Source organism: Streptococcus sp. SM5 (assembly GCF_027497975.1).
The window spans coordinates 21,778-42,203 of the sequence record NZ_JAJNSC010000013.1; the positions used below are offsets into that span (position 1 = coordinate 21,778).

Here is a 20,426-nt window from a genome sequence, read left to right on the forward strand (position 1 = left end):
AAATGACTATTCAATTTACTTCTAAAAAGGTTGGAGAACTATTGAAAGAAGGGAATTTGCGAATTCCTTCTTATCAAAGACCATATAAATGGAACAGAAAACATATCCGTAATCTTTTTTATGATTTACGAGATGCTATGGGGAAAAAGGAATATCAGATTGGTTCCGTTATCTTGCATGAAAATGATGAAAATGATGGAAATGATAGATACTTAGATATTGTCGATGGACAGCAACGGCTAATTTCTATTTCCTTGTTTCTTCATTTATTAGATGATTTAGAGAATTATAAGGGTGCTAATCAACTGCTGAGTGCTGAATTTGGAGAGCTATCTTGCTATCATGCGAGTGAAAATTATAACGAGTGGGAAAATTTGACTCAATTGGTTAGCGAAAATGAGGCAAAAGATATTTGCAACTTTTTATTAGAGAATTGTGCTGTCTCTGTGATTATTATGCCCAAAAAACGATTATCAGAGGCTTTTCAGCTATTTGATTCTCAGAATAATCGTGGAAAACCTTTAGAACCTCATGATTTGCTCAAAGCCTATCATCTCCGCAAGGAAGATTCAGAAGATGAAAAGATTGTTGAAAAGTGGGAGCAATTTGTAGAAGATAAAGATTTAAGTCTCAAAGAGTTGTTTGATAAACATCTTTTCCGTATGAGACGTTGGTCTCGAGGAGATACAGGATTGACAAAAAAGCGTTATGGATCTTATCTCCGTTTTACAGAGGATTTTATTGACGATTTTAAAGGCGTTGATTTGAATCAGAACTTTCCATACTTAGAATTGTATCGTCATATTGAAAATCTCCCCATGTCCATTACTATGCCAATCATTGATGGAAGTAAATTTTTTGAGTATATTGAATCTGCTCATGAAACTGTTAAAAATCATAAAGATTTTTTAAATGAACAGTTAGGAATATCTAATGAGTTAGAGGAGGAAGGACAAAATTTAGCTTACCCAGAAGGTATGTTAAACATTTACAATAGCTCAAAAGGACGCTATCTTAAATGTCACAATATATTCCTAAATATTTGCTCGCTTTTCGCAGATAGATTTGGAAAAGAGGAGCTATCAAAGGAGATAGTAGAGACCTTGTTTATTTGGTCTTACTACCCTAGAGTTAAATCTAAAGCCATATATGATGCGACAGTTGGGAACTATGCTGCTGGTGGAAGGTTTAGACAAAAAGAGGTTCAAAAGCTATTTCAACTTTTATCTCATGCTGTCACTCCGAATGATTTTATGGTCAAAATAGATAGAGAGCTATTTGAAAATTATACTGTGGACAAGATTATAGAAGAGGAAAAAGATAAATGGTAGAAACACATATAAGCTTATCAGTTAATCGTTTGTTAAATGAAGATACCTATGCTATCCCTCTTTATCAGAGAAATTTTGCTTGGACTTATGATGAAATTGAGCAGTTATTGAACGACGTAGCAGATGCTGTTCAAGAAAATAGAGACAATTACTATATTGGAACATTAGTCGTTAATAAAGAGAATGACATTTTCAAAATCATAGATGGGCAACAACGAACAACAGCCCTTAATTTGATTGCCTTAGCTTTGAAGCATGAGTTTGGTTTTGATAGATTGAAAGCTGTCAATCTTACCTTTCCAGCTAGGAAGAAATCAAATAAGAATATTCAAGATTTATTTTCCAAGAAAAAAATTTTAGAGGGCGATGAAAATGAGCTGACTAGAGGTTACGGACATGCTAGAGACGCATTGAAAAAAGTGTTAGAAGAGCGCCAATTGAATCCTCAGTCTTTCGTTGGTTATCTTTTTGAAAAGGTCATCATTTTTCGGAGTATACTTCCTGAGGATTTAGATTTGAATCTTTATTTCGAACGTTTCAATTCTCGAGGAGAACAACTAGAGGCTCATGAAATCCTTAAGGCACAAATGATGTCTAAATTTGGTGAAGATCAAGAAATGGCGCAAAAGTTTGCAAGAATTTGGGATGCCTGTGCAGAGTTTGATAAGCCGGTAGCAAGTCAGTTTAAGATGCGACGGAAGAGAGCAGATGACTTTCAAGAACGTGAACGTATTTTTGGATGGCATTTTACAAATTATTCATTTCATAATATTTATAATGATATTGATTTTCATCAAAATGAAAGAAGAAAGTTATCAGATATATTAGGAAAAAAGATAAATGAAAAAAATATAGAAGTAGAAAAAGATTTTGGCGATTATACTACAATCATTGATTTTCCAACATTCTTACTCCATGTATTGGCAATTGCGGAAGGTAAGAAAACTGATGAGATTCAACTAGATGATAAGAAACTCTTAGCACTATTTGATATAAAAAATAAAGATAAAACTTGGGTTATTGAATTTAGTGAATTTCTTCTTAGAATAAAACACATTTTCGATAATTACATCGTTAGAAATTCGAATATGGACTCTTCAAGTAGAAATAAGGATGAATGGTTTTTACAGAAGGGGACTTATTATGAATATCAACCAAATGGAAAATCTAAAGAGCATTATATAGTCGAAGAACGTTTTACTAATAATACGTTTTCGGATTCGGAAATTAACCAAAACATCATTCTTCTCCAATCCATGTTTGCTGTGACCTTTACTGCTAATCGTGATAGTCGTTGGTTATATGAAATCTTGCAATTCCTGTTTAACCATATTGAAGAGTTAAATCAAACAGAATTTGCTAGTCTCTTTAAGGATTTTCTTGAAAAAATGGCAGTGAGATATGCTGAGGAAAGATTGTTTACCGAAGATAAAAGTATCAAAAAATATGGGGCAATTCCTGTTTACGCTTTTAACTTTGTAGATTATGTTTTATGGAAAAATCGTGAAGAATTGAAGAAAGATTACGATATTGAGTTTAAAGATTTTAAATTTGCTTATCGTCGCTCCGTAGAACATTGGTATCCTCAGAATCCAAATGGACATGATGGAGAGAGCCAATTACCTGCTGAGTTTTTACATTCCTTTGGCAACCTTTGTATTATTACCGATAGTCAGAACTCTAGGTTTGGCAACTCCTATCCAGAAGCTAAATTAAAACAATGGGAAAAAGAAGATATATTCCATCGCCAGAGTTTAAAATTACAGATGATGGCAGAGATAACTTCTAAAAAAAATAGATGGGATATTGGTGAGATTCAATCTATGGAAAAAGAAGTGGAAAGATATGTACAAAATTTTTGTAATAGCTAATTAAAACAAGCTTCAGTAAGCTTGTTTTTTAAAATACCAATATATGTGATATACTAGTAAGGGAAGGATTTTGTAAAAGACAAACCAGCTCAAAATTTTTTGACTATCAATTAGAACTTGCTGATCAGACAATTCTTCTATCAACAGCACTCTTGTCAGGTGCTATTGCTTTAGCAGGATTATTCTCTGCCTTGAAAGAAAAATAAAAATAGAAAAGAGAAACAACATGGTTTTACCAAATTTTAAAGAAAATCTAGAAAAATATGCGAAATTATTGGTTGCAAATGGAATCAACGTGCAACCTGGTCACACTTTGGCTCTCTCTATCGATGTGGAGCAACGTGAGTTGGCTCACTTAATCGTCAAAGAAGCTTATGCTTTGGGTGCACATGAGGTGATCGTTCAGTGGACAGATGATGTCATCAACCGTGAGAAATTTCTCCATGCGCCGATGGAGCGTCTGGACAATGTGCCAGAATACAAGATTGCTGAGATGAACTATCTCTTGGAGAACAAGGCTAGCCGTCTCGGAGTTCGTTCATCTGATCCAGGTGCCTTGAACGGAGTGGATGCTGATAAGCTATCAGCTTCTGCTAAAGCTATGGGACTTGCTATGAAGCCAATGCGAATCGCAACTCAATCTAACAAGGTTAGCTGGACGGTAGCAGCCGCTGCTGGACTTGAGTGGGCTAAGAAAGTCTTTCCAAATGCTGCGAACGATGAAGAAGCAGTCGATCTCCTTTGGGACCAAATCTTCAAAACTTGCCGTGTCTACGAAGAAGATCCTGTTAAGGCTTGGGAAGAGCATGTAGCTATCTTGAAGAGCAAGGCCGATATGCTTAATAAAGAGCAATTTTCAGCCCTTCATTACACAGCACCAGGAACTGATTTGACACTTGGCTTGCCGAAGAACCACGTTTGGGAATCAGCTGGTGCTATCAATGCGCAGGGTGAAGGATTCTTGCCGAATATGCCGACAGAGGAAGTATTCACAGCACCTGACTTCCGTCGCGCAGATGGTTATGTCACTTCTACAAAACCGCTTAGCTATAATGGAAATATCATCGAAGGAATTAAAGTAACCTTCAAGGATGGACAAATTGTGGATATTGCTGCAGAAAAAGGCGATCAAGTCATGAAAGACCTTGTCTTTGAAAATGCGGGTGCGCGTGCCTTGGGTGAATGTGCCTTGGTACCAGATCCAAGTCCAATTTCTCAGTCAGGCATTACCTTCTTCAACACCCTTTTTGATGAGAATGCTTCAAACCACTTGGCTATCGGTGCAGCCTATGCGACTAGCGTCGTTGGTGGAGCAGAGATGAGCGAAGAAGAGCTTGAAGCTGCAGGGCTTAACCGTTCAGATGTTCATGTGGACTTTATGATTGGGTCTAGTCAAATGGATATCGATGGTATCCGTGAGGATGGGACACGTGTACCACTCTTCCGTAACGGAGATTGGGCAAATTAAGGAGATAATATGTTAGGAAGTATGTTCGTTGGTCTCCTAGTGGGATTTTTAGCAGGTACTCTAACCAATCGTGGAGAACGCATGGGATGTTTTGGAAAAATGTTTCTCGGATGGATTGGTGCCTTTATAGGGCATTTGCTTTTTGGGACTTGGGGACCGATAATAGCAGGAACTGCCATTATTCCGGCAATACTAGGTTCCATGATTGTCTTAGCGATTTTCTGGAGACGAGGAAGTTAATTCCTTAAATCTGATACTCAATGAAAATCAAAGAGCAAATTAGGAAACTAGCCGCAGGTTGCTCAAAGCACTGTTTTGAGGTTGTAGATAGAACTGACGAAGTCAGTAACATATATACGGCAAGGCGACGTTGACGCGGTTTGAAGAGATTTTTGAAGAGTATGAAACGAAAAGGAGGTTGGTCATTGTACCAGCCTCCTTTTGAGTATGATATAATAGTTCTATGAGATTGGATAAATTTTTAGTTGCCTGCGCTGTGGGGAGCCGAACTGAGGTCAAAAACTTGCTCAAGGCTGGTCGCGTGACGGTAAATGGTAAAAAAGAAAAGTCAGCTAAATTGCAGATTGATGAAGAAAGAGATGACATTCGCTTTGATGGGAAAGTGTTGGAGTATGAAGAGTTTGTCTACTACATGATGAACAAGCCCAAAGGGGCTATTTCAGCGACTGAGGATCCCAAACACAGAACCGTTCTGGACTTGCTGGATGATATTGCTCGGAGCAAGGAAGTTTTCCCAGTAGGACGCTTGGATATTGACACGCATGGTCTTTTGCTCTTGACTAATGACGGCCAGCTTGCCCATGCTCTTCTTTCACCCAAGCGTCATGTGGATAAGACCTATCTGGCACAGGTTAAGGGAATTATGACCCAAGAAGACGTAGAGATATTTGCTAAGGGAATTCCTCTCAAAGACTTTACCTGTCAGCCCGCCAGACTGGAGCTTGTGTTGGTAGATTCAGAAAAGAATCAGAGCCAAATCCGTGTGACTATTGCAGAAGGGAAGTTCCATCAGGTCAAGCGTATGGTGGCCTACTGTGGTAAGGAAGTAGTAGACCTACAGCGTTTGACTATGGGAACTCTGATGTTAGATGATAACTTACAAAGAGGGGAATGGCGTCGCTTGACCAAGGAAGAGTTAGAAGCTCTCCTTGCGAATATTGCCTAATTTGATTTATATTCGAAAAGGTGAGGAAGAATATCCTTGCCTTTTATGTTTTTCAGTTGCTTACTTTGTGAAAAGCGTTATAATAGACTGTAGAATAAAAGGAGGAATCTATGAACGCGATTCAAGAATCATTTACTGATAAATTATTTGCCAACTATGAAGCAAATGTAAAATACCAAGCGATTGAAAATGCTGCTAGCCATAATGGAATTTTTGCAGCCCTAGAACGTCGCCAAAGCCATGTAGACAACACACCTGTTTTCTCATTGGATTTGACCAAGGACAAGGTAACAAACCAGAAAGCGTCTGGTCGTTGCTGGATGTTTGCAGCCCTTAACACCTTCCGTCACAAACTCATCTCTCAATATAAATTGGAAAACTTTGAGTTGTCACAGGCTCATACATTCTTCTGGGATAAGTATGAGAAATCCAACTGGTTCTTGGAGCAAGTCATTGCAACCGCAGACCAAGATTTGACGAGCCGTAAGGTTAAATTCCTACTTCAAACACCTCAACAAGATGGCGGTCAATGGGATATGGTCGTTTCTCTCTTTGAGAAATACGGTGTCGTGCCTAAGTCAGTTTACCCTGAGTCTGTTTCATCTAGTAGTAGCCGTGAGTTAAATGCAATACTTAACAAATTGCTTCGCCAAGATGCTCAAATCTTGCGTGACTTGCTTACTTCTGGTGCGGACCAAGCGACTGTTCAAGCTAAGAAAGAAGACCTCTTGCAAGAAATCTTTAATTTCCTTGCCATGTCATTAGGACTTCCACCACGTCAGTTTGACTTTGCTTATCGCGATAAAGATAACAACTACCAAAGCGAAAAGGGCATTACACCACAAGAGTTTTACAAGAAATATGTCAATCTTCCTCTAGAAGATTATGTTTCTGTTATCAATGCTCCAACTGCTGACAAGCCTTACGGAAAATCTTACACAGTTGAGATGTTAGGAAATGTGGTTGGTAGCCGTGCGGTTCGTTACATCAACGTGCCGATGGAGCGCTTGAAAGAGTTGGCAATTGCTCAAATGCAAGCAGGTGAGACTGTTTGGTTTGGTTCTGATGTCGGCCAGCTCAGCAACCGTAAGGCTGGAATCCTTGCGACAGATGTTTATGACTTTGAATCAAGCATGGACATTAAACTCACTCAAGACAAGGCTGGACGTTTGGATTACAGCGAAAGTTTGATGACCCACGCCATGGTCTTGACAGGTGTTGATTTGGATGAAAATGGGAAGTCAACCAAGTGGAAGGTTGAAAACTCATGGGGAGACAAGGTTGGTACCGATGGGTACTTTGTTGCCTCAGACGCTTGGATGGACGAATACACTTACCAAATCGTTGTCCGTAAGGAATTGCTGACAGCAGAAGAACAAGCTGCCTATGAATCAGAACCAATTGTACTCGCACCATGGGATCCAATGGGTGCCTTGGCCGAATAAAAGTATAGAAAAAAGGAATCAGATTTTAGAACCTGATTCCTTTTAAGTTGCTTGATTACATGATGTGAAGAACATGTGCCACAATACCCACTGCGAAGAGTGCAAGGATAATAGTGATTGGAGATACTTTTTTCTTAAGCAAGTACATGCAAAGGAGAGTAAGGAGTAGTCCTGATAGTCCAGGGATCAACATATCCAAGTTTTGTTGGAAAGTAGTAACTTTTTCAGGTGTTTGAGACAATCCTTGTCCTACTTGTGCGAATGCTTCTTGGATACCTTTAGATCCTTCTGGCAATTTATCCCAATGGATATAAGCCTTTTCATCTAGTTGAACTTTGGCAACATCGAAAGCAAATTTAATATTTACCCAACGTTGAACAAGGACAGCAAGAATGAACATACCAAGGATAGAAGCTCCTTTAGTGATGTCTTGAAGGATACCGCCAGACATATCTTTAGTGATTTCTGATCCAGCCTTGTATCCAATCTCTTGTGTATACCACAAGAATGACATACGAATCAAGTTCCAAAGAACGAAGAAGAGGATTGGACCTAAGATATTACCAGTAAGGGCAAGTGAAGCACCGAGTGATCCAAGGATTGGGCGTACTGTAAACCAGAATACTGGGTCACCGATACCAGCAAGAGGTCCCATCATACCGATTTTAACCCCTTGGATAGCAGCGTCATCAATTTCAACACCGTTAGCACGTTCTTCTTCAAGTGCAAGAGTAACCCCCATGATTGGAGCGGCTACGTATGGGTGAGTGTTGAAGAACTCAAGATGGCGTTCAAGAGCAGCGATTTGATCTTCTTTTTTAGTGTAGAGTTTTTTAAGAGCTGGAATTAATGAGTAAGCCCAACCCAAGTTTTGCATACGTTCATAGTTCCAAGAACCTTGTAAGAAAGTTGAACGCCACCAAACTTTTTTACGATCTGATTTAGTTAATTGAAGTTTTTCAGTCATGATGTTTTCAGTCCTTTCTTATCTTAGTAGTCTTCTAGGATATCGCCGATTGGGTCGTTAGAAGTTGCGGCTCCTCCGCCACCATTTCCACCAGTTTTAGAAAGGTGAAGGTAGATAAGAGCGATAGCAACACCGATAGCACCAAATCCGATTAGAGTAATATCTGACACGGCAGCAAGCACGAAACCGATAGCGAAGAATGGCCATACTTCACGAGTTGCCATCATGTTGATAACCATAGCGTAACCAACGGCAACGACCATACCACCACCGATAGCCATACCATCTTTAAGCCAATCAGGCATAGCATTTAGAATGCTTTGTACTGTTTCAGTTGGTACCATTAGAAGGAGTGCTGCAGGGACTGCAATACGAAGACCTTGAAGAAGAAGTGCGACAAAGTGAGCACGTTCAACTGCTTTGAAGTCACCTTTTTTAGCAGAAGCATCAGCAGTGTGAACCAATCCGACAGAGAGTGTACGGACAATCATAGTCAAGAATAGACCAGCAACTGCAAGAGGGATAGCAACCGCTTGGGCAACACCGATACCTGTCTTAGTAAAGTCGCCACCAAGAACCATGATAATGGCAGCAGCAACAGAAGCAAGAGCAGCGTCAGGAGCTACGGCAGCTCCGATGTTAGCCCAACCAAGGGCGATCATTTGAAGAGAACCACCAAGGATAATCCCTGCTTCAAGGTTACCGGTAACAAGACCGATAAGGGTACAAGCTACGATTGGTTGATGGAATTGGAACTGGTCGAGGATACCTTCAAGACCTGCTAGGAAGGCTACAACGACTACTAAAACCATAGAAATAATAGACATCTTTAAAATCCTTTCATAAAATCGATTATTGCACGTTTGCTTTGTTGATCAAGTCAAACAAATCTTTTTTGGTGTCGTTTGGTACTTTACGTACATCAAATTCAACACCAAGGTCACGCATTTTTTCAAATGTAGCAACGTCTTCTTTATCCATAGACAAAACGTTGTTAACCATTGTTTTACCAGTTGAGTGAGCCATTGATCCAACATTAAGAGTTTTGATTGGCACGCCACCTTCAATAGCACGAAGGGCATCTTGAGGTGTTTCAAACAAGATAAGGGCATGTGTTCCTCCGAAGCGAGGATCTTTTGCAACGTCGATTAGTTTTTGGATAGGAACAACGTTTGCTTTCACTTTACCTGGAGCTGCTTGTTTAATCAATTCTTTACGTAATTCATCTTTAGCTACGTTATCTGAAGCAACGATGATACGATCTGCTTTTGAATCTGGAGTCCAAGCAGTTGCAACTTGACCGTGAAGTAAACGAGTGTCTAGACGGGCAAGGTTGATTTTGAGTTTACCGTCTCCGATGACAGTTCCTTCTGGAATAGCAGCTTGGGCAACTGGAGCAGCTGCAGCGCTTGCTACTTCCTCAACTGGGTTTAGCTCTTCTGGAAGAGCTTTGATGCCATCTTTGGCTTCTTTAATGATATTAGCAGCGACTTTTTCTACACCTGCAGCAGCGTCCATGAGGCGCTCTGTGTAGGCTTGAATTAACATCGGTAAGTTCAGTCCTGTGATGATGGCAAACTTACGCTCAGGATTTTCTCCCATCACGCGACTAGCTTGGTTAAATGGAGATCCACTCCAAAGGTCAGCCAAAACTAGAACCTCATCTTCTGCGTCAAATGCAGCAACAGCGTTATTAAACTTAGCGTATAGATCATCAGGACCTTCGTTTGGCATAAAGGTTACAACTTGAACCTTTTCTTGTTCACCAAAGATCATAGATCCTGACTGATGAATACCCGCAGCAAATTCGCCGTGGCTCGCAATAATGATTCCGATACTCATTATTGTCATTCCTCCTTTTTTGTTTTAGTTTTCGTTTAAGAAAACTTTAAGACTTTTTAAGTATAAACCGTTTTCATCAAAAAATCAACTATTTATCATAAAATAATTAAAAAGATTACATCTGAAAATATTGATATATTGAGTTTTAGAGAAGTTTTTTTGAATCCTTATTAAAAAATTTAATATAAAAAAGTTGGAAGCGTATTCCAACTTTTAAAATAGGTTTTTATTAGATTAGTGGGTGAAGTCGAGTACCATACGTCCTTGGATTTGACCTTTTTCCATTTCGTCGAAAATGGCTACGGCATCTTCTATTGGACGTTTTTGAACAACTGGAACTACTAAACCTTCTGCACCGAATTGGAAGGCTTCTTCCAAGTCTTTACGAGTTCCAACAAGAGAACCGATGACTTGGATTCCATCTAGAACGGTTTTGACGATGCTGAGTTCCATCATTTCAGAAGGAAGACCAACAGCGACTACGCGACCACCGGCACGAACTGAGTCAACAGCCTGGTTGAAGGCAACTTTAGACACAGCAGTTACGACAGCTGAATGAGCTCCACCATCAGTTTTTTCCTTGATGAGTCCAGGTACATCTTCAACTTCGAGTCCGTTAATAACAATGTCAGCGCCTACTTCTTTTGCAAGGGCAAGTTTGTCGTTATTGATATCAACGGCGATGACATGAGCATTGAATACTTTTTTAGCATATTGAACAGCTAGGTTACCAAGGCCACCAGCGCCGTATAGAACAACCCATTGACCTGGTTCAACTTTGGCTTCTTTAATGGCTTTATAGGTTGTTACACCAGCACATGTGATAGAAGAAGCTTGGGCTGGATCAAGTCCGTCAGGAACTTTGACAGCATAGTCTGCAGTTACAATACATTGTTCAGCCATACCACCATCTACTGAGTAGCCAGCATTTTTCACTGTACGGCAAAGAGTTTCACGGCCAGTAGTACAGTATTCGCAAGTGCCACATCCTTCAAAGAACCAAGCAACGCTGACGCGGTCGCCGACTTTAAGGCTTTTTACATCTGGGGCAATTTCTTTAACGATACCAACACCTTCATGTCCTAGAACACGGCCTGGTACTTGACCAAAGTCACCATGGGCAACGTGGAGGTCAGTGTGGCAAACACCACAGTATTCAATTTCTACAAGTGCTTCCCCAGTTTCAAGTGGACGGAGTACTTTTTCTTCAACAGCAACACCAGTGCTTTCTGGATTTACAACAACAGCTTTCATAGCTATCCTCCTTGATATTGACCGAGAACAGGGATAACGGGACTGGATTGATTTTGTGTCAACAGAGTCGAGTATGACGAGCTCTCTTGTATTTATATGTGAATTATATCACAAAAGAAAGCCTTTTCCAAGGTTTTGGGGGTAAAAAATAGAATAATCGATTAACTAGTTGATGAGATTGTGAAAAGAACACAAAGACCAGCTCGCAAGCTGGTCAGTAGGGGCTATAAGAATAAGTCTTGCAGGGTTTTGGCAACCCCATCTTGGTCGTTGGTCAGGGAAATTTGCTCATCCGCATAAGGGAGTAGCTCTGGATTGGCATTTTTCATGGCATAGCCCTTTCCAGCAAAAGCTAGCATTTCGGTATCATTGTGTTCATCTCCAAAGGCAATCAAATCTTTTTTGTCACGGTTCATTACCTTGAGCAAGTAGTCCAAAGCAAAGGCCTTATTAACTCCTTTGGGTGTACACTCAAGGATATTGAGCGGACCTCCCCAGGTATTGATAGAAAGTTGATGCTGGTAGAAGGCGTTCATTTCTTTTGCCAAGGCATATTTGTCACTGGCTCTGGTCTGCAACAGGATACAGTTAGGGTCCTTGGTCACCAACTCAGGCTGGAATTGATCTTCAGGCTGGAAAGCTTCTACACCAAATAGTTTGGGATTGGCAATTTCTTCATTAGGATTTGTAATGTAGAATTTTTTACGGTATTCTCCAGCGATAAAATCGGCTTGAATGTCCTCTGAACGTCGAACCATGTCTAGCAGATATTTTTTGTCCACCGTCAAACACTTTTCAAAGTCCCAAGTTTGGTCTGGTAAATGAGTAAGGGAGCCGTTGAAATTAATCATAGGAGTGTCTAAGCCTAGTTCACGGTAGAAATCTTTTGACATGCGGTAAGGGCGACCCGTTGTAATAATAACCTGATGCCCTTTTTCGGCAACTTTTTTTATGGTTTCTTTGGTAAAGTCAGAAATTTGACTGTCTGAGTTGAGTAGGGTTCCATCCAGGTCAACTGCAATAATTTTTTTCGTCATAGGGACCTTTCTAGTGTCTTTTCAGATAAGATGTCTACTATTATAACAGAAAGCAGGAAGAAAAGCAGATTCGAAACCAAAAAAGAAATTCCATCAAATTCTTAAATAAATCAAACAAAGATATTGAAAAAGTGAATGATAAATGATATAATTCTATTATTGTTCGTAAAAATTAAAAGGAGATTGATAATGGACAAATTATTTAAACTAAAAGAGAATGGTACAGACGTTCGTACAGAGGTTCTCGCTGGTTTAACAACTTTCTTTGCAATGAGTTATATTCTCTTTGTAAATCCACAAATTCTTTCGCAAACAGGAATGCCTGCTCAGGGTGTGTTTCTCGCAACAATTATTGGTGCAGTAGCAGGTACCTTGATGATGGCTTTCTACGCTAACTTACCTTATGCCCAAGCGCCAGGTATGGGACTTAATGCCTTCTTTACCTTTACAGTTGTATTTGGACTCGGTTATTCTTGGCAAGAAGCCCTAGCTATGGTCTTCATCTGTGGGATTATCTCATTGATTATTACCTTGACAAATGTTCGTAAAATGATCATTGAATCGATTCCAAATGCTCTTCGCTCAGCTATTTCAGCTGGTATCGGTGTCTTCCTTGCCTACGTAGGAATTAAGAATGCTGGATTTTTGAAATTTACGATCGATCCAGGTAACTATACTGTTGTAGGAGAAGGGGCTGACAAAGCTAAAGCAACGATTGCAGCAAACTCTTCAGCAGTTCCAGGATTGGTTGACTTTAATAACCCAGCTGTTTTGGTGGCACTTGCAGGACTGGCCATTACAATCTTCTTTGTTATCAAAGAAATTAAAGGGGGAATTATCCTCTCTATCTTGACAACAACTATTCTTGCTATCGCAGTTGGTTTGGTAGATTTGTCAAGCATCGATTTTGCTAATAACCATGTTGGTGCAGCCTTTGAAGATTTGAAGACAGTCTTTGGTGCAGCTCTTGGTTCAGAAGGTTTGGGAGCTTTGATTTCAGATACAGCTCGCTTGCCTGAAACTCTGATGGCTATTCTTGCCTTCTCATTGACAGATATTTTTGATACAATTGGTACCTTGATCGGTACAGGTGAAAAAGTTGGTATCGTAGCGACAAATGGTGAAAACCACCAATCAGCTAAGTTGGATAAGGCTCTTTACTCTGACTTGATTGGTACTTCAATTGGTGCCATCGCTGGTACTTCGAACGTAACGACTTATGTCGAGTCTGCTGCTGGTATCGGTGCAGGTGGACGTACTGGTTTGACAGCCTTGGTCGTGGCAATCTGTTTTGCGATCTCAAGCTTCTTTAGCCCACTTCTAGCGATTGTACCAACAGCCGCTACAGCTCCAATCTTGATTATCGTTGGGATTATGATGTTGGCTAGCTTGAAAAATATCCATTGGGATGATATGTCTGAAGCGGTTCCTGCTTTCTTCACATCTATCTTTATGGGATTCAGCTACTCTATCACTCAAGGGATTGCAGTTGGTTTCTTGACTTACACTTTGACTAAGCTTGTTAAAGGTCAAGCTAAAGATGTTCATGTCATGATTTGGATTTTGGATGCCTTGTTTATCCTTAACTACATCAGCATGGCCTTATAATAGGATAACCCAGGGGGATTTTCCCCCTTTTTAATACAAAGGAGATAGGTGATGAAAGAGAAAAATATGTGGAAAGAATTATTGAATCGTGCAGGTTGGCTGTTAATCTTTTTTCTGGCGACAATTTTATATCAGATTCCTATAGGGGTTACTGCTATTTTAACTTTAAATGCAGTACCACTGTTGCAGTCAGGACTGATAGTTTCTGGTATTTCGATTGTGATTCTGGTGCTGTTTATTATTGGAGCTCGTAAAACGCAGTTAGCAAGTTTTAATTTTTCTTTTTTTAGAGCGAAGGATTTGGCACGTTTGGGATTAAGTTATTTAGTCATTATCTGTTCAAATATACTTGGTTCCATTTTATTGCAACTATCAAATGAGACGACAACAGGGAATCAGTCTCAGATTAACGACATGGTTCAGAATAGTTCTCTGATTTCCAGTTTCTTCTTGTTGGCCTTGCTTGCTCCAATTTGTGAGGAAATCTTGTGCCGTGGGATTGTTCCTAAAAAGATTTTCCGAGGAAAAGAGAACTTGGGATTTATAGTCGGTACGATTGTGTTTGCTTTATTGCATCAACCAAGTAATTTACCTTCTTTATTGATTTATGGAGGTATGTCGATCGTTCTGTCTTGGACGGCTTACAAGACAGAACGTTTGGAAATGTCTATCTTACTTCACATGATTGTGAATGGGGTTGCTTTCTGTTTGCTGGCTCTCGTGGTGATTTTGAGTCGGACATTAGGGATTTCTGTTTAAGATTTTTGACAATTGCTTACCTGTTTCTACTGGGAAAAAGATGAATGCAATCGTGTCCATCTTTTTCTTTTTATGGTAAAATAGAGAAATAATATGGTGAAAAGCCTTGAGGGAGTGACCGATATGTCAACTAAAGCCAATCATGCAAAGACAGCTATTTGCGGAATTATCAATGTAACCCCAGACTCCTTTTCGGACGGTGGTCAATTTTTTGCTCTTGAGCAGGCGCTTCAGCAGGCTCGTAAATTGATAGCAGAAGGAGCCAGTATGCTAGATATCGGCGGAGAATCGACTCGGCCGCGGCCGGGAAGTAGTTATGTTGAGATAGAAGAGGAAATCCAGCGTGTTGTTCCAGTGATCAAAGCTATTCGCAAGGAAAGTGATGTCCTCATCTCTATTGATACTTGGAAGAGTCAAGTAGCAGAAGCTGCTTTGGCTGCTGGTGCCAATCTAGTCAATGATATCACTGGTCTTATGGGTGATGAGAAAATGGCCCATGAGGTTGCTAAGGCTGGTGCGAAAGTAGTCATTATGTTTAATCCAGTCATGGCACGACCTCAGCACCCTAGCTCGCTCATCTTCCCTCATTTTGGCTTTGGTCAAGCTTTTACAGAAAAAGAGTTAGCTGACTTTGAAAAATTGCCAATCGAAGAGTTGATGGAGACTTTTTTTGAACGAGCACTAGCGAGAGCAGAGGAAGCTGGGATTGCTCAAGAAAACATCCTGCTGGATTCAGGAATTGGCTTTGGTCTGACCAAGAAAGAAAATCTGCTTCTTTTACGGGATCTGGATAAACTACATCAGAAAGGCTATCCAATCTTTCTCGGAGTGTCGCGCAAGCGGTTTGTCATCAATATTCTTGAAGAAAATGGTTTTGAAGTCAATCCTGAGACAGAACTTGGTTTCCGCAATCGAGATACGGCTTCGGCTCATGTAACCAGTATCGCTGCGAGACAGGGTGTGGAAGTGGTGCGCGTGCATGATGTAGTTAGTCACAGGATGGCAGTTGAAATTGCCTCCGCCATTCGTCTGGCTGATGAAGCGGAAGATTTAGATTTAAAACAATATAAATAAGATGAAAGAAATTGAAAATAATCAGTGGATTGCTAACTACCGGACGGACCAACCGCATTTTGGCTTGGAACGCATGGTGGAACTGTTAGCTTTGCGTGGCAATCCCCATCTCAAACTCAAGGTTATCCATATCGGAGGAACCAATGGCAAGGGTTCGACCATTGCTTTTTTGAAAAAGATGCTAGAAAAGCTAGGGCTGAGAGTTGGCGCGTTTAGCTCGCCCTATCTCATTCATTACACAGATCAGATTAGCATCAATGGGGAATCTATCCCAGAAGCGAAGCTAGAAACCCTCATGGCAGACTATCAGTCTTTGCTGGAGGGAGAAGCGGTCGCTAATTTACAGGGCACAACCGAGTTTGAGATTATCACAGCCATAGCCTATGACTACTTTGCTTCAGAGCAAGTAGATGTGGCTATCATGGAAGTCGGCATGGGTGGGCTTTTAGATAGTACCAATGTCTGTCAGCCCATTTTGACAGGAATTACGACTATTGGATTGGACCATGTAGCCCTACTTGGTGACACCTTGGAAGCCATAGCAGAGCAGAAAGCTGGTATTATCAAACAAGGTATTCCCTTGGTGACAGGTCGTATTGCTCCAGAAGCTTTGGCTGTGATTGACCGCATTGCGGAAGGGAAAGATGCACCGAGACTTGCCTATGGGAAAGATTATCAGGTCAGTCACCAAGAGAGTGTGGTAATGGGAGAAATCTTTGATTATACCAGTTCGGTCAGACAAGGTCGATTCCAGACTGGTTTGCTTGGTTTGCACCAGATAGAGAATGCTGGGATGGCCATAGCTTTACTTGATACTTTTTGTCAAGAAGATGGCCAAGAGCTAGCAAGCAATGACTTGATTGCTCAAGCCTTGGAAGAAACAAGATGGCCAGGGCGTCTGGAGGTCGTGTCAAGGGAACCCTTGATGATTTTGGATGGAGCCCACAATCCTCATGCTATCAAGGCTTTAATAGAAACCTTGCAAGAACGTTTTGCGGATTATCATAAGGAGATCCTCTTTACCTGCATCAAAACCAAGGCCTTGGAAGATATGTTGGATTTGTTGGAGGAAACCCCAGATACCGAGCTTACCCTGACACATTTTGACGATAGTCGGGCGACTGATGAAAGCGTGCTGAAAGAGGCAGCTAAGTCTAGAAATCTCAGCTACCAAGGTTGGCAGGGTTTTCTAGAGCAGAAATTGATAGATAAAAAAGAAGAGAAACAAACAGTTAGGATTGTCACGGGTTCCTTGTATTTCTTGAGCCAAGTGAGAGCCTATCTGATGGAGAGGAAGAACGAGAATGGATACACAAAAGATTGAAGCAGCTGTAAAAATGATTATCGAGGCTGTAGGAGAGGACGCTAACCGCGAGGGCTTGCAGGAAACACCTGCTCGTGTCGCTCGTATGTACCAAGAGATTTTTTCAGGTCTTGGTCAAACAGCGGAGGAACATTTGTCAAAATCCTTTGAGATTATCGATGATAACATGGTAGTAGAAAAGGATATCTTTTTCCACACGATGTGTGAGCATCACTTTCTGCCATTTTATGGTAGAGCGCACATTGCCTACATTCCAGATGGTCGTGTGGCAGGATTGTCTAAGCTAGCCCGTACGGTTGAAGTTTATTCTAAAAAACCACAAATTCAAGAACGATTGAATATCGAAGTGGCCGATGCCTTGATGGAGTATCTGGGTGCTAAGGGAGCCTTTGTTGTTATTGAGGCGGAACATATGTGTATGAGCATGCGTGGTGTCAGAAAACCAGGTACTGCAACCTTGACGACAGTAGCTCGTGGTTTGTTTGAAACAGATAAGGACCTCCGAGATCAGGCTTATCGTTTAATGGGACTATAATACTCTTCGAAAATCAAATTCAAACCACGTCAGCTTCCATCTGCAACCTCAAAACAGTGTTTTGAGCAGCCTGCGGCTAGCTTCCTAGTTTGGACTTTGATTTTCATTGAGTATAAAAAGAATCCGCTTTGGGCGGATTTTTCTAGAAAGGACTAGTTATGGATCAACTGCAGATTAAAGATTTGGAAATTTTTGCCTACCATGGTCTGTTCCCTAGTGAGAAAGAATTGGGGCAGAAGTTTGTCGTTTCAGCCATCCTATCCTATGATATGACCAAGGCAGCGACAGACTTGGATTTAACAGCCTCTGTCCATTATGGAGAACTGTGTCAGCAGTGGACGACTTGGTTTCAGGAAACCACTGAGGACTTGATTGAAACGGTAGCTTACAAGTTGGTAGAACGTACTTTTGAGACCTATCCTCTTGTCCAAGAAATTAAGTTGGAACTGAAAAAACCTTGGGCGCCAGTGCATTTGCCACTAGATACTTGTTCGGTGACTATTCATCGTCGTAAGCAACGGGCCTTTATCGCCCTAGGAAGCAATATGGGGGATAAGCAAGCAAATTTGGAGCAAGCTATTGACAAACTGCGAGCTCGTGGCATCCATATTCTCAAAGAGTCCAGTGTCTTAGCGACGGAGCCTTGGGGTGGAGTGGAGCAGGATAGCTTTGCTAATCAAGTGGTTGAGGTGGAAACCTGGCTACCAGCACCAGTCTTGTTAGAAACCTTGTTAGCCATTGAGTCAGAGCTGGGACGGGTGAGAGAAGTGCATTGGGGACCTCGTTTGATTGATTTGGACCTGCTCTTTGTAGAGGACCAGGTTGTTTATACAGACGACCTCATCTTGCCCCATCCTTACATAGCGGAACGCCTGTTTGTTCTTGAGTCTCTACAAGAAATTGCGCCTCATTTTATCCATCCGACATTAAAGCAACCTATCCGCAACTTGTATGATGCTTTGAAAAAATAGAAAAAACTCTAGTTTTCAGTCGTTTGTAACTGAAGGCTAGAGTTTTTATACTCTTCGAAAATCTCTTTAAACCACGTCAGCTTCCATCTGCAACCTCAAAACAGTGTTTTGAGCAGCTTGCGGCTAGCTTCCTAGTTTGCTCTTTGATTTTCATTGAGTATTAAAATAGGTCATTTTCTTCTGGGAGGAGTATAGTCTCTCTACCATCCATGTCTAAAACCAGTACTCTCGGGGGATAAAGAGGGTCGAATGGATGGTTAAAATCAAAATCAATGGCTGTAGGGAGGTGTTGGCTTGAGAAGTGGAAGGTAATTTTTCCTTGGTTATTGAGCAATTGAAACTCGAGTTCCTCCTCCAATTCAAAGACATTTTTTAAGAAGTGGTCGATGATATACCAAAAAGAGTCAATGACATCATCAGGCAAGCTGGTAACAATGCCAAAACTAGCAGACCGCATCTGGGTATTGGTAAAAGCCATATTTCTGCCCCCCTTTCTTTTCCCTTATCATACAGCAAATAGGATTAAAAATCAAGAAAAGGTGATTTTTTCTTCATAAACATAGCTTCCTATGAAATTTTTTCAAATAATCTTCAAAAAAAGCTTGAAAGTGTTTACAAATAGTGATAAAATGGAATAAGTAGAATCATGAAAACGAAATTTTCATACCGTCTCTTTTTTAGAGTCTCGTGAGGTATGATATAGAAAGGAAATGGAATGAATACAGACGATACAGTAACGATTTATGATGTCGCCCGTGAAGCAGGGGTTTCAATGGCGACGGTTAGCCGTGTAGTCAATGGCAATAAGAATGTAAAAGAGAACACACGTAAAAAAGTGCTTGAGGTGATTGATCGTTTGGATTACCGTCCAAATGCCGTGGCGCGTGGTCTTGCAAGTAAAAAGACAACTACTGTCGGTGTCGTGATTCCAAATATCACCAATGGTTATTTTTCAACGCTTGCTAAAGGGATTGATGATATCGCTGAAATGTACAAGTACAATATCGTCCTTGCTAACAGTGATGAGGATGATGATAAGGAAGTTTCAGTTGTCAATACACTGTTTTCTAAGCAAGTAGATGGTATCATCTTTATGGGTTACCACTTGACTGAAAAAATTCGTTCAGAGTTTTCTCGTTCTCGGACACCGGTTGTTCTTGCAGGAACTGTGGATGTAGAACATCAGCTTTCAAGTGTCAATATTGACTACAAACAAGCTACGATTGATGCAGTGACCTACCTTGCTAAAGAAAATGAGCGCATTGCTTTCGTAAGCGGTCCATTAGTGGATGACATCAATGGTAAGGTTCGTTTGGTTGGCTACAAGGAAGCCTTGAAAAAAGCAGGGATTTCTTATAGCGAAGGATTGGTATTTGAATCTAAATACACTTATGAAGACGGCTATGCCTTGGCAGAACGCTTGATTTCATCAAACGCAACTGCAGCAGTTGTAACAGGTGATGAATTGGCAGCAGGTGTCTTGAACGGTCTTGCTGATAAGGGTGTGTCAGTACCAGAAGAATTTGAAATCATTACTAGTGATGATTCACAAATCTCACGCTTTACCCGTCCAAACTTGACAACTATTGCCCAACCTCTTTATGACCTTGGTGCTATTAGTATGCGTATGTTGACTAAGATTATGCACAAGGAAGAGTTGGAAGAACGTGAAGTTCTCTTACCTCATGGTTTGACAGAACGTCGTTCGACACGAAAACGGAAATAGAAAAAATCAGGGAATCGTGAAGATTTCC

19 protein-coding genes are annotated in these 20,426 nt (G+C 40.7%); 13 read left to right on the forward strand and 6 right to left on the reverse strand.

Annotated features, from left to right (window positions below; translation table 11 throughout):
• Positions 1 to 2: 2 nt before the first annotated feature.
• From PAN07_RS10525 to pepC, 6 genes are all read left to right on the forward strand, one after another.
• On the forward strand, positions 3 to 1,331 hold the full coding sequence (locus tag PAN07_RS10525) for a DUF262 domain-containing protein (protein WP_049510058.1): 1,329 nt from the start codon (positions 3 to 5) through the stop codon (positions 1,329 to 1,331).
• Complete coding sequence (locus PAN07_RS10530) at positions 1,325 to 3,202, forward strand: DUF262 domain-containing HNH endonuclease family protein (protein WP_261014238.1); 1,878 nt, start codon at positions 1,325 to 1,327, stop codon at positions 3,200 to 3,202. Before PAN07_RS10525 ends, PAN07_RS10530 begins: the two co-directional genes overlap by 7 nt.
• Positions 3,203 to 3,428: 226 nt before the next feature.
• The gene (locus tag PAN07_RS10535; protein ID WP_269797916.1) at positions 3,429 to 4,670 is read left to right on the forward strand and encodes an aminopeptidase; all 1,242 of its coding nucleotides are present in this window, start codon (positions 3,429 to 3,431) and stop codon (positions 4,668 to 4,670) included.
• Positions 4,671 to 4,679: 9 nt separating this feature from the next.
• Entirely contained in the window at positions 4,680 to 4,910 is a 231-nt protein-coding gene (locus PAN07_RS10540) for a GlsB/YeaQ/YmgE family stress response membrane protein (protein WP_050252449.1), read from the forward strand.
• A gap of 223 nt (positions 4,911 to 5,133) precedes the next feature.
• A complete protein-coding gene (locus tag PAN07_RS10545; protein ID WP_084947315.1) occupies positions 5,134 to 5,856 on the forward strand; it encodes a pseudouridine synthase in 723 nt (240 codons plus the stop codon).
• Between the two features lie 110 nt (positions 5,857 to 5,966).
• On the forward strand, positions 5,967 to 7,301 hold the full coding sequence (gene pepC / locus PAN07_RS10550) for an aminopeptidase C (RefSeq protein ID WP_049499889.1): 1,335 nt from the start codon (positions 5,967 to 5,969) through the stop codon (positions 7,299 to 7,301).
• 55 nt (positions 7,302 to 7,356) lie between these two features.
• On the opposite strand, the gene PAN07_RS10555 is transcribed toward pepC, so the two are convergent.
• The 5 genes from PAN07_RS10555 to PAN07_RS10575 form a co-directional block, all read right to left on the reverse strand.
• On the reverse strand, positions 7,357 to 8,268 hold the full coding sequence (locus tag PAN07_RS10555) for a PTS system mannose/fructose/sorbose family transporter subunit IID (protein ID WP_000136864.1): 912 nt from the start codon (positions 8,266 to 8,268) through the stop codon (positions 7,357 to 7,359).
• A gap of 23 nt (positions 8,269 to 8,291) precedes the next feature.
• Entirely contained in the window at positions 8,292 to 9,095 is an 804-nt protein-coding gene (locus PAN07_RS10560) for a PTS mannose/fructose/sorbose transporter subunit IIC (protein WP_000022716.1), read from the reverse strand.
• A 25-nt stretch (positions 9,096 to 9,120) separates the two neighbouring features.
• Positions 9,121 to 10,110 carry a PTS sugar transporter subunit IIB gene (locus PAN07_RS10565; RefSeq protein WP_004258131.1) on the reverse strand — a complete coding sequence of 330 codons (990 nt, stop codon included), beginning with the start codon at positions 10,108 to 10,110 and terminating at the stop codon, positions 9,121 to 9,123.
• A 234-nt stretch (positions 10,111 to 10,344) separates the two neighbouring features.
• A complete protein-coding gene (adhP, locus tag PAN07_RS10570; protein ID WP_000649185.1) occupies positions 10,345 to 11,364 on the reverse strand; it encodes an alcohol dehydrogenase AdhP in 1,020 nt (339 codons plus the stop codon).
• Between the two features lie 224 nt (positions 11,365 to 11,588).
• Positions 11,589 to 12,401: a Cof-type HAD-IIB family hydrolase gene (locus tag PAN07_RS10575; RefSeq protein ID WP_269797917.1), complete on the reverse strand. Its 813-nt coding sequence runs from the start codon at positions 12,399 to 12,401 to the stop codon at positions 11,589 to 11,591.
• Positions 12,402 to 12,590: 189 nt separating this feature from the next.
• Here PAN07_RS10575 and PAN07_RS10580 point away from each other — a divergent pair, with 189 nt between their 5' ends.
• From PAN07_RS10580 to folK, 6 genes are all read left to right on the forward strand, one after another.
• Positions 12,591 to 14,009 carry an NCS2 family permease gene (locus PAN07_RS10580; protein ID WP_049502246.1) on the forward strand — a complete coding sequence of 473 codons (1,419 nt, stop codon included), beginning with the start codon at positions 12,591 to 12,593 and terminating at the stop codon, positions 14,007 to 14,009.
• Positions 14,010 to 14,060: 51 nt separating this feature from the next.
• Entirely contained in the window at positions 14,061 to 14,768 is a 708-nt protein-coding gene (locus PAN07_RS10585; protein ID WP_237447175.1) for a CPBP family intramembrane glutamic endopeptidase, read from the forward strand.
• Between the two features lie 93 nt (positions 14,769 to 14,861).
• Positions 14,862 to 15,842, forward strand: coding sequence for a dihydropteroate synthase (folP, locus tag PAN07_RS10590; protein ID WP_237447176.1), 981 nt, complete (start codon positions 14,862 to 14,864; stop codon positions 15,840 to 15,842).
• A gap of 1 nt (position 15,843) precedes the next feature.
• Positions 15,844 to 17,166 carry a folylpolyglutamate synthase/dihydrofolate synthase family protein gene (locus tag PAN07_RS10595; RefSeq protein WP_237447177.1) on the forward strand — a complete coding sequence of 441 codons (1,323 nt, stop codon included), beginning with the start codon at positions 15,844 to 15,846 and terminating at the stop codon, positions 17,164 to 17,166.
• Positions 17,147 to 17,701, forward strand: coding sequence for a GTP cyclohydrolase I FolE (gene folE / locus PAN07_RS10600; protein ID WP_000380917.1), 555 nt, complete (start codon positions 17,147 to 17,149; stop codon positions 17,699 to 17,701). The genes PAN07_RS10595 and folE overlap by 20 nt, the downstream gene beginning before the upstream one ends.
• A 158-nt stretch (positions 17,702 to 17,859) precedes the next feature.
• The gene (folK, locus tag PAN07_RS10605; RefSeq protein WP_237447178.1) at positions 17,860 to 18,672 is read left to right on the forward strand and encodes a 2-amino-4-hydroxy-6-hydroxymethyldihydropteridine diphosphokinase; all 813 of its coding nucleotides are present in this window, start codon (positions 17,860 to 17,862) and stop codon (positions 18,670 to 18,672) included.
• 160 nt (positions 18,673 to 18,832) lie between these two features.
• Here folK and PAN07_RS10610 read toward each other — a convergent pair whose 3' ends face one another.
• Positions 18,833 to 19,150 (reverse strand): DUF960 domain-containing protein, encoded by a 318-nt coding sequence (locus PAN07_RS10610; RefSeq protein WP_000886037.1) that lies wholly within the window; start codon positions 19,148 to 19,150, stop codon positions 18,833 to 18,835.
• A 237-nt stretch (positions 19,151 to 19,387) separates the two neighbouring features.
• Here PAN07_RS10610 and ccpA point away from each other — a divergent pair, with 237 nt between their 5' ends.
• Positions 19,388 to 20,398 carry a catabolite control protein A gene (ccpA, locus tag PAN07_RS10615; RefSeq protein ID WP_269797918.1) on the forward strand — a complete coding sequence of 337 codons (1,011 nt, stop codon included), beginning with the start codon at positions 19,388 to 19,390 and terminating at the stop codon, positions 20,396 to 20,398.
• Positions 20,399 to 20,426 lie beyond the last annotated feature (28 nt).

What these genes read in the sequence shown, in the direction of transcription:
- PAN07_RS10545 (WP_084947315.1), top strand. Translation starts at nt 5,134, where the DNA reads ATGAGATTGGATAAATTTTTAGTTGCCTGCGCTGTGGGGAGCCGAACT.
- PAN07_RS10555 (WP_000136864.1), bottom strand. Translation starts at nt 8,268, where the DNA reads ATGACTGAAAAACTTCAATTAACTAAATCAGATCGTAAAAAAGTTTGG.
- PAN07_RS10580 (WP_049502246.1), top strand. Translation starts at nt 12,591, where the DNA reads ATGGACAAATTATTTAAACTAAAAGAGAATGGTACAGACGTTCGTACA.
- PAN07_RS10595 (WP_237447177.1), top strand. Translation starts at nt 15,844, where the DNA reads ATGAAAGAAATTGAAAATAATCAGTGGATTGCTAACTACCGGACGGAC.
- PAN07_RS10535 (WP_269797916.1), top strand. Translation starts at nt 3,429, where the DNA reads ATGGTTTTACCAAATTTTAAAGAAAATCTAGAAAAATATGCGAAATTA.
- folE (WP_000380917.1), top strand. Translation starts at nt 17,147, where the DNA reads ATGGATACACAAAAGATTGAAGCAGCTGTAAAAATGATTATCGAGGCT.
- folK (WP_237447178.1), top strand. Translation starts at nt 17,860, where the DNA reads ATGGATCAACTGCAGATTAAAGATTTGGAAATTTTTGCCTACCATGGT.
- PAN07_RS10530 (WP_261014238.1), top strand. Translation starts at nt 1,325, where the DNA reads ATGGTAGAAACACATATAAGCTTATCAGTTAATCGTTTGTTAAATGAA.
- PAN07_RS10610 (WP_000886037.1), bottom strand. Translation starts at nt 19,150, where the DNA reads ATGGCTTTTACCAATACCCAGATGCGGTCTGCTAGTTTTGGCATTGTT.
- pepC (WP_049499889.1), top strand. Translation starts at nt 5,967, where the DNA reads ATGAACGCGATTCAAGAATCATTTACTGATAAATTATTTGCCAACTAT.
- adhP (WP_000649185.1), bottom strand. Translation starts at nt 11,364, where the DNA reads ATGAAAGCTGTTGTTGTAAATCCAGAAAGCACTGGTGTTGCTGTTGAA.
- PAN07_RS10585 (WP_237447175.1), top strand. Translation starts at nt 14,061, where the DNA reads ATGAAAGAGAAAAATATGTGGAAAGAATTATTGAATCGTGCAGGTTGG.
- PAN07_RS10565 (WP_004258131.1), bottom strand. Translation starts at nt 10,110, where the DNA reads ATGAGTATCGGAATCATTATTGCGAGCCACGGCGAATTTGCTGCGGGT.
- folP (WP_237447176.1), top strand. Translation starts at nt 14,862, where the DNA reads ATGGTGAAAAGCCTTGAGGGAGTGACCGATATGTCAACTAAAGCCAAT.
- PAN07_RS10575 (WP_269797917.1), bottom strand. Translation starts at nt 12,401, where the DNA reads ATGACGAAAAAAATTATTGCAGTTGACCTGGATGGAACCCTACTCAAC.
- ccpA (WP_269797918.1), top strand. Translation starts at nt 19,388, where the DNA reads ATGAATACAGACGATACAGTAACGATTTATGATGTCGCCCGTGAAGCA.
- PAN07_RS10560 (WP_000022716.1), bottom strand. Translation starts at nt 9,095, where the DNA reads ATGTCTATTATTTCTATGGTTTTAGTAGTCGTTGTAGCCTTCCTAGCA.
- PAN07_RS10540 (WP_050252449.1), top strand. Translation starts at nt 4,680, where the DNA reads ATGTTAGGAAGTATGTTCGTTGGTCTCCTAGTGGGATTTTTAGCAGGT.
- PAN07_RS10525 (WP_049510058.1), top strand. Translation starts at nt 3, where the DNA reads ATGACTATTCAATTTACTTCTAAAAAGGTTGGAGAACTATTGAAAGAA.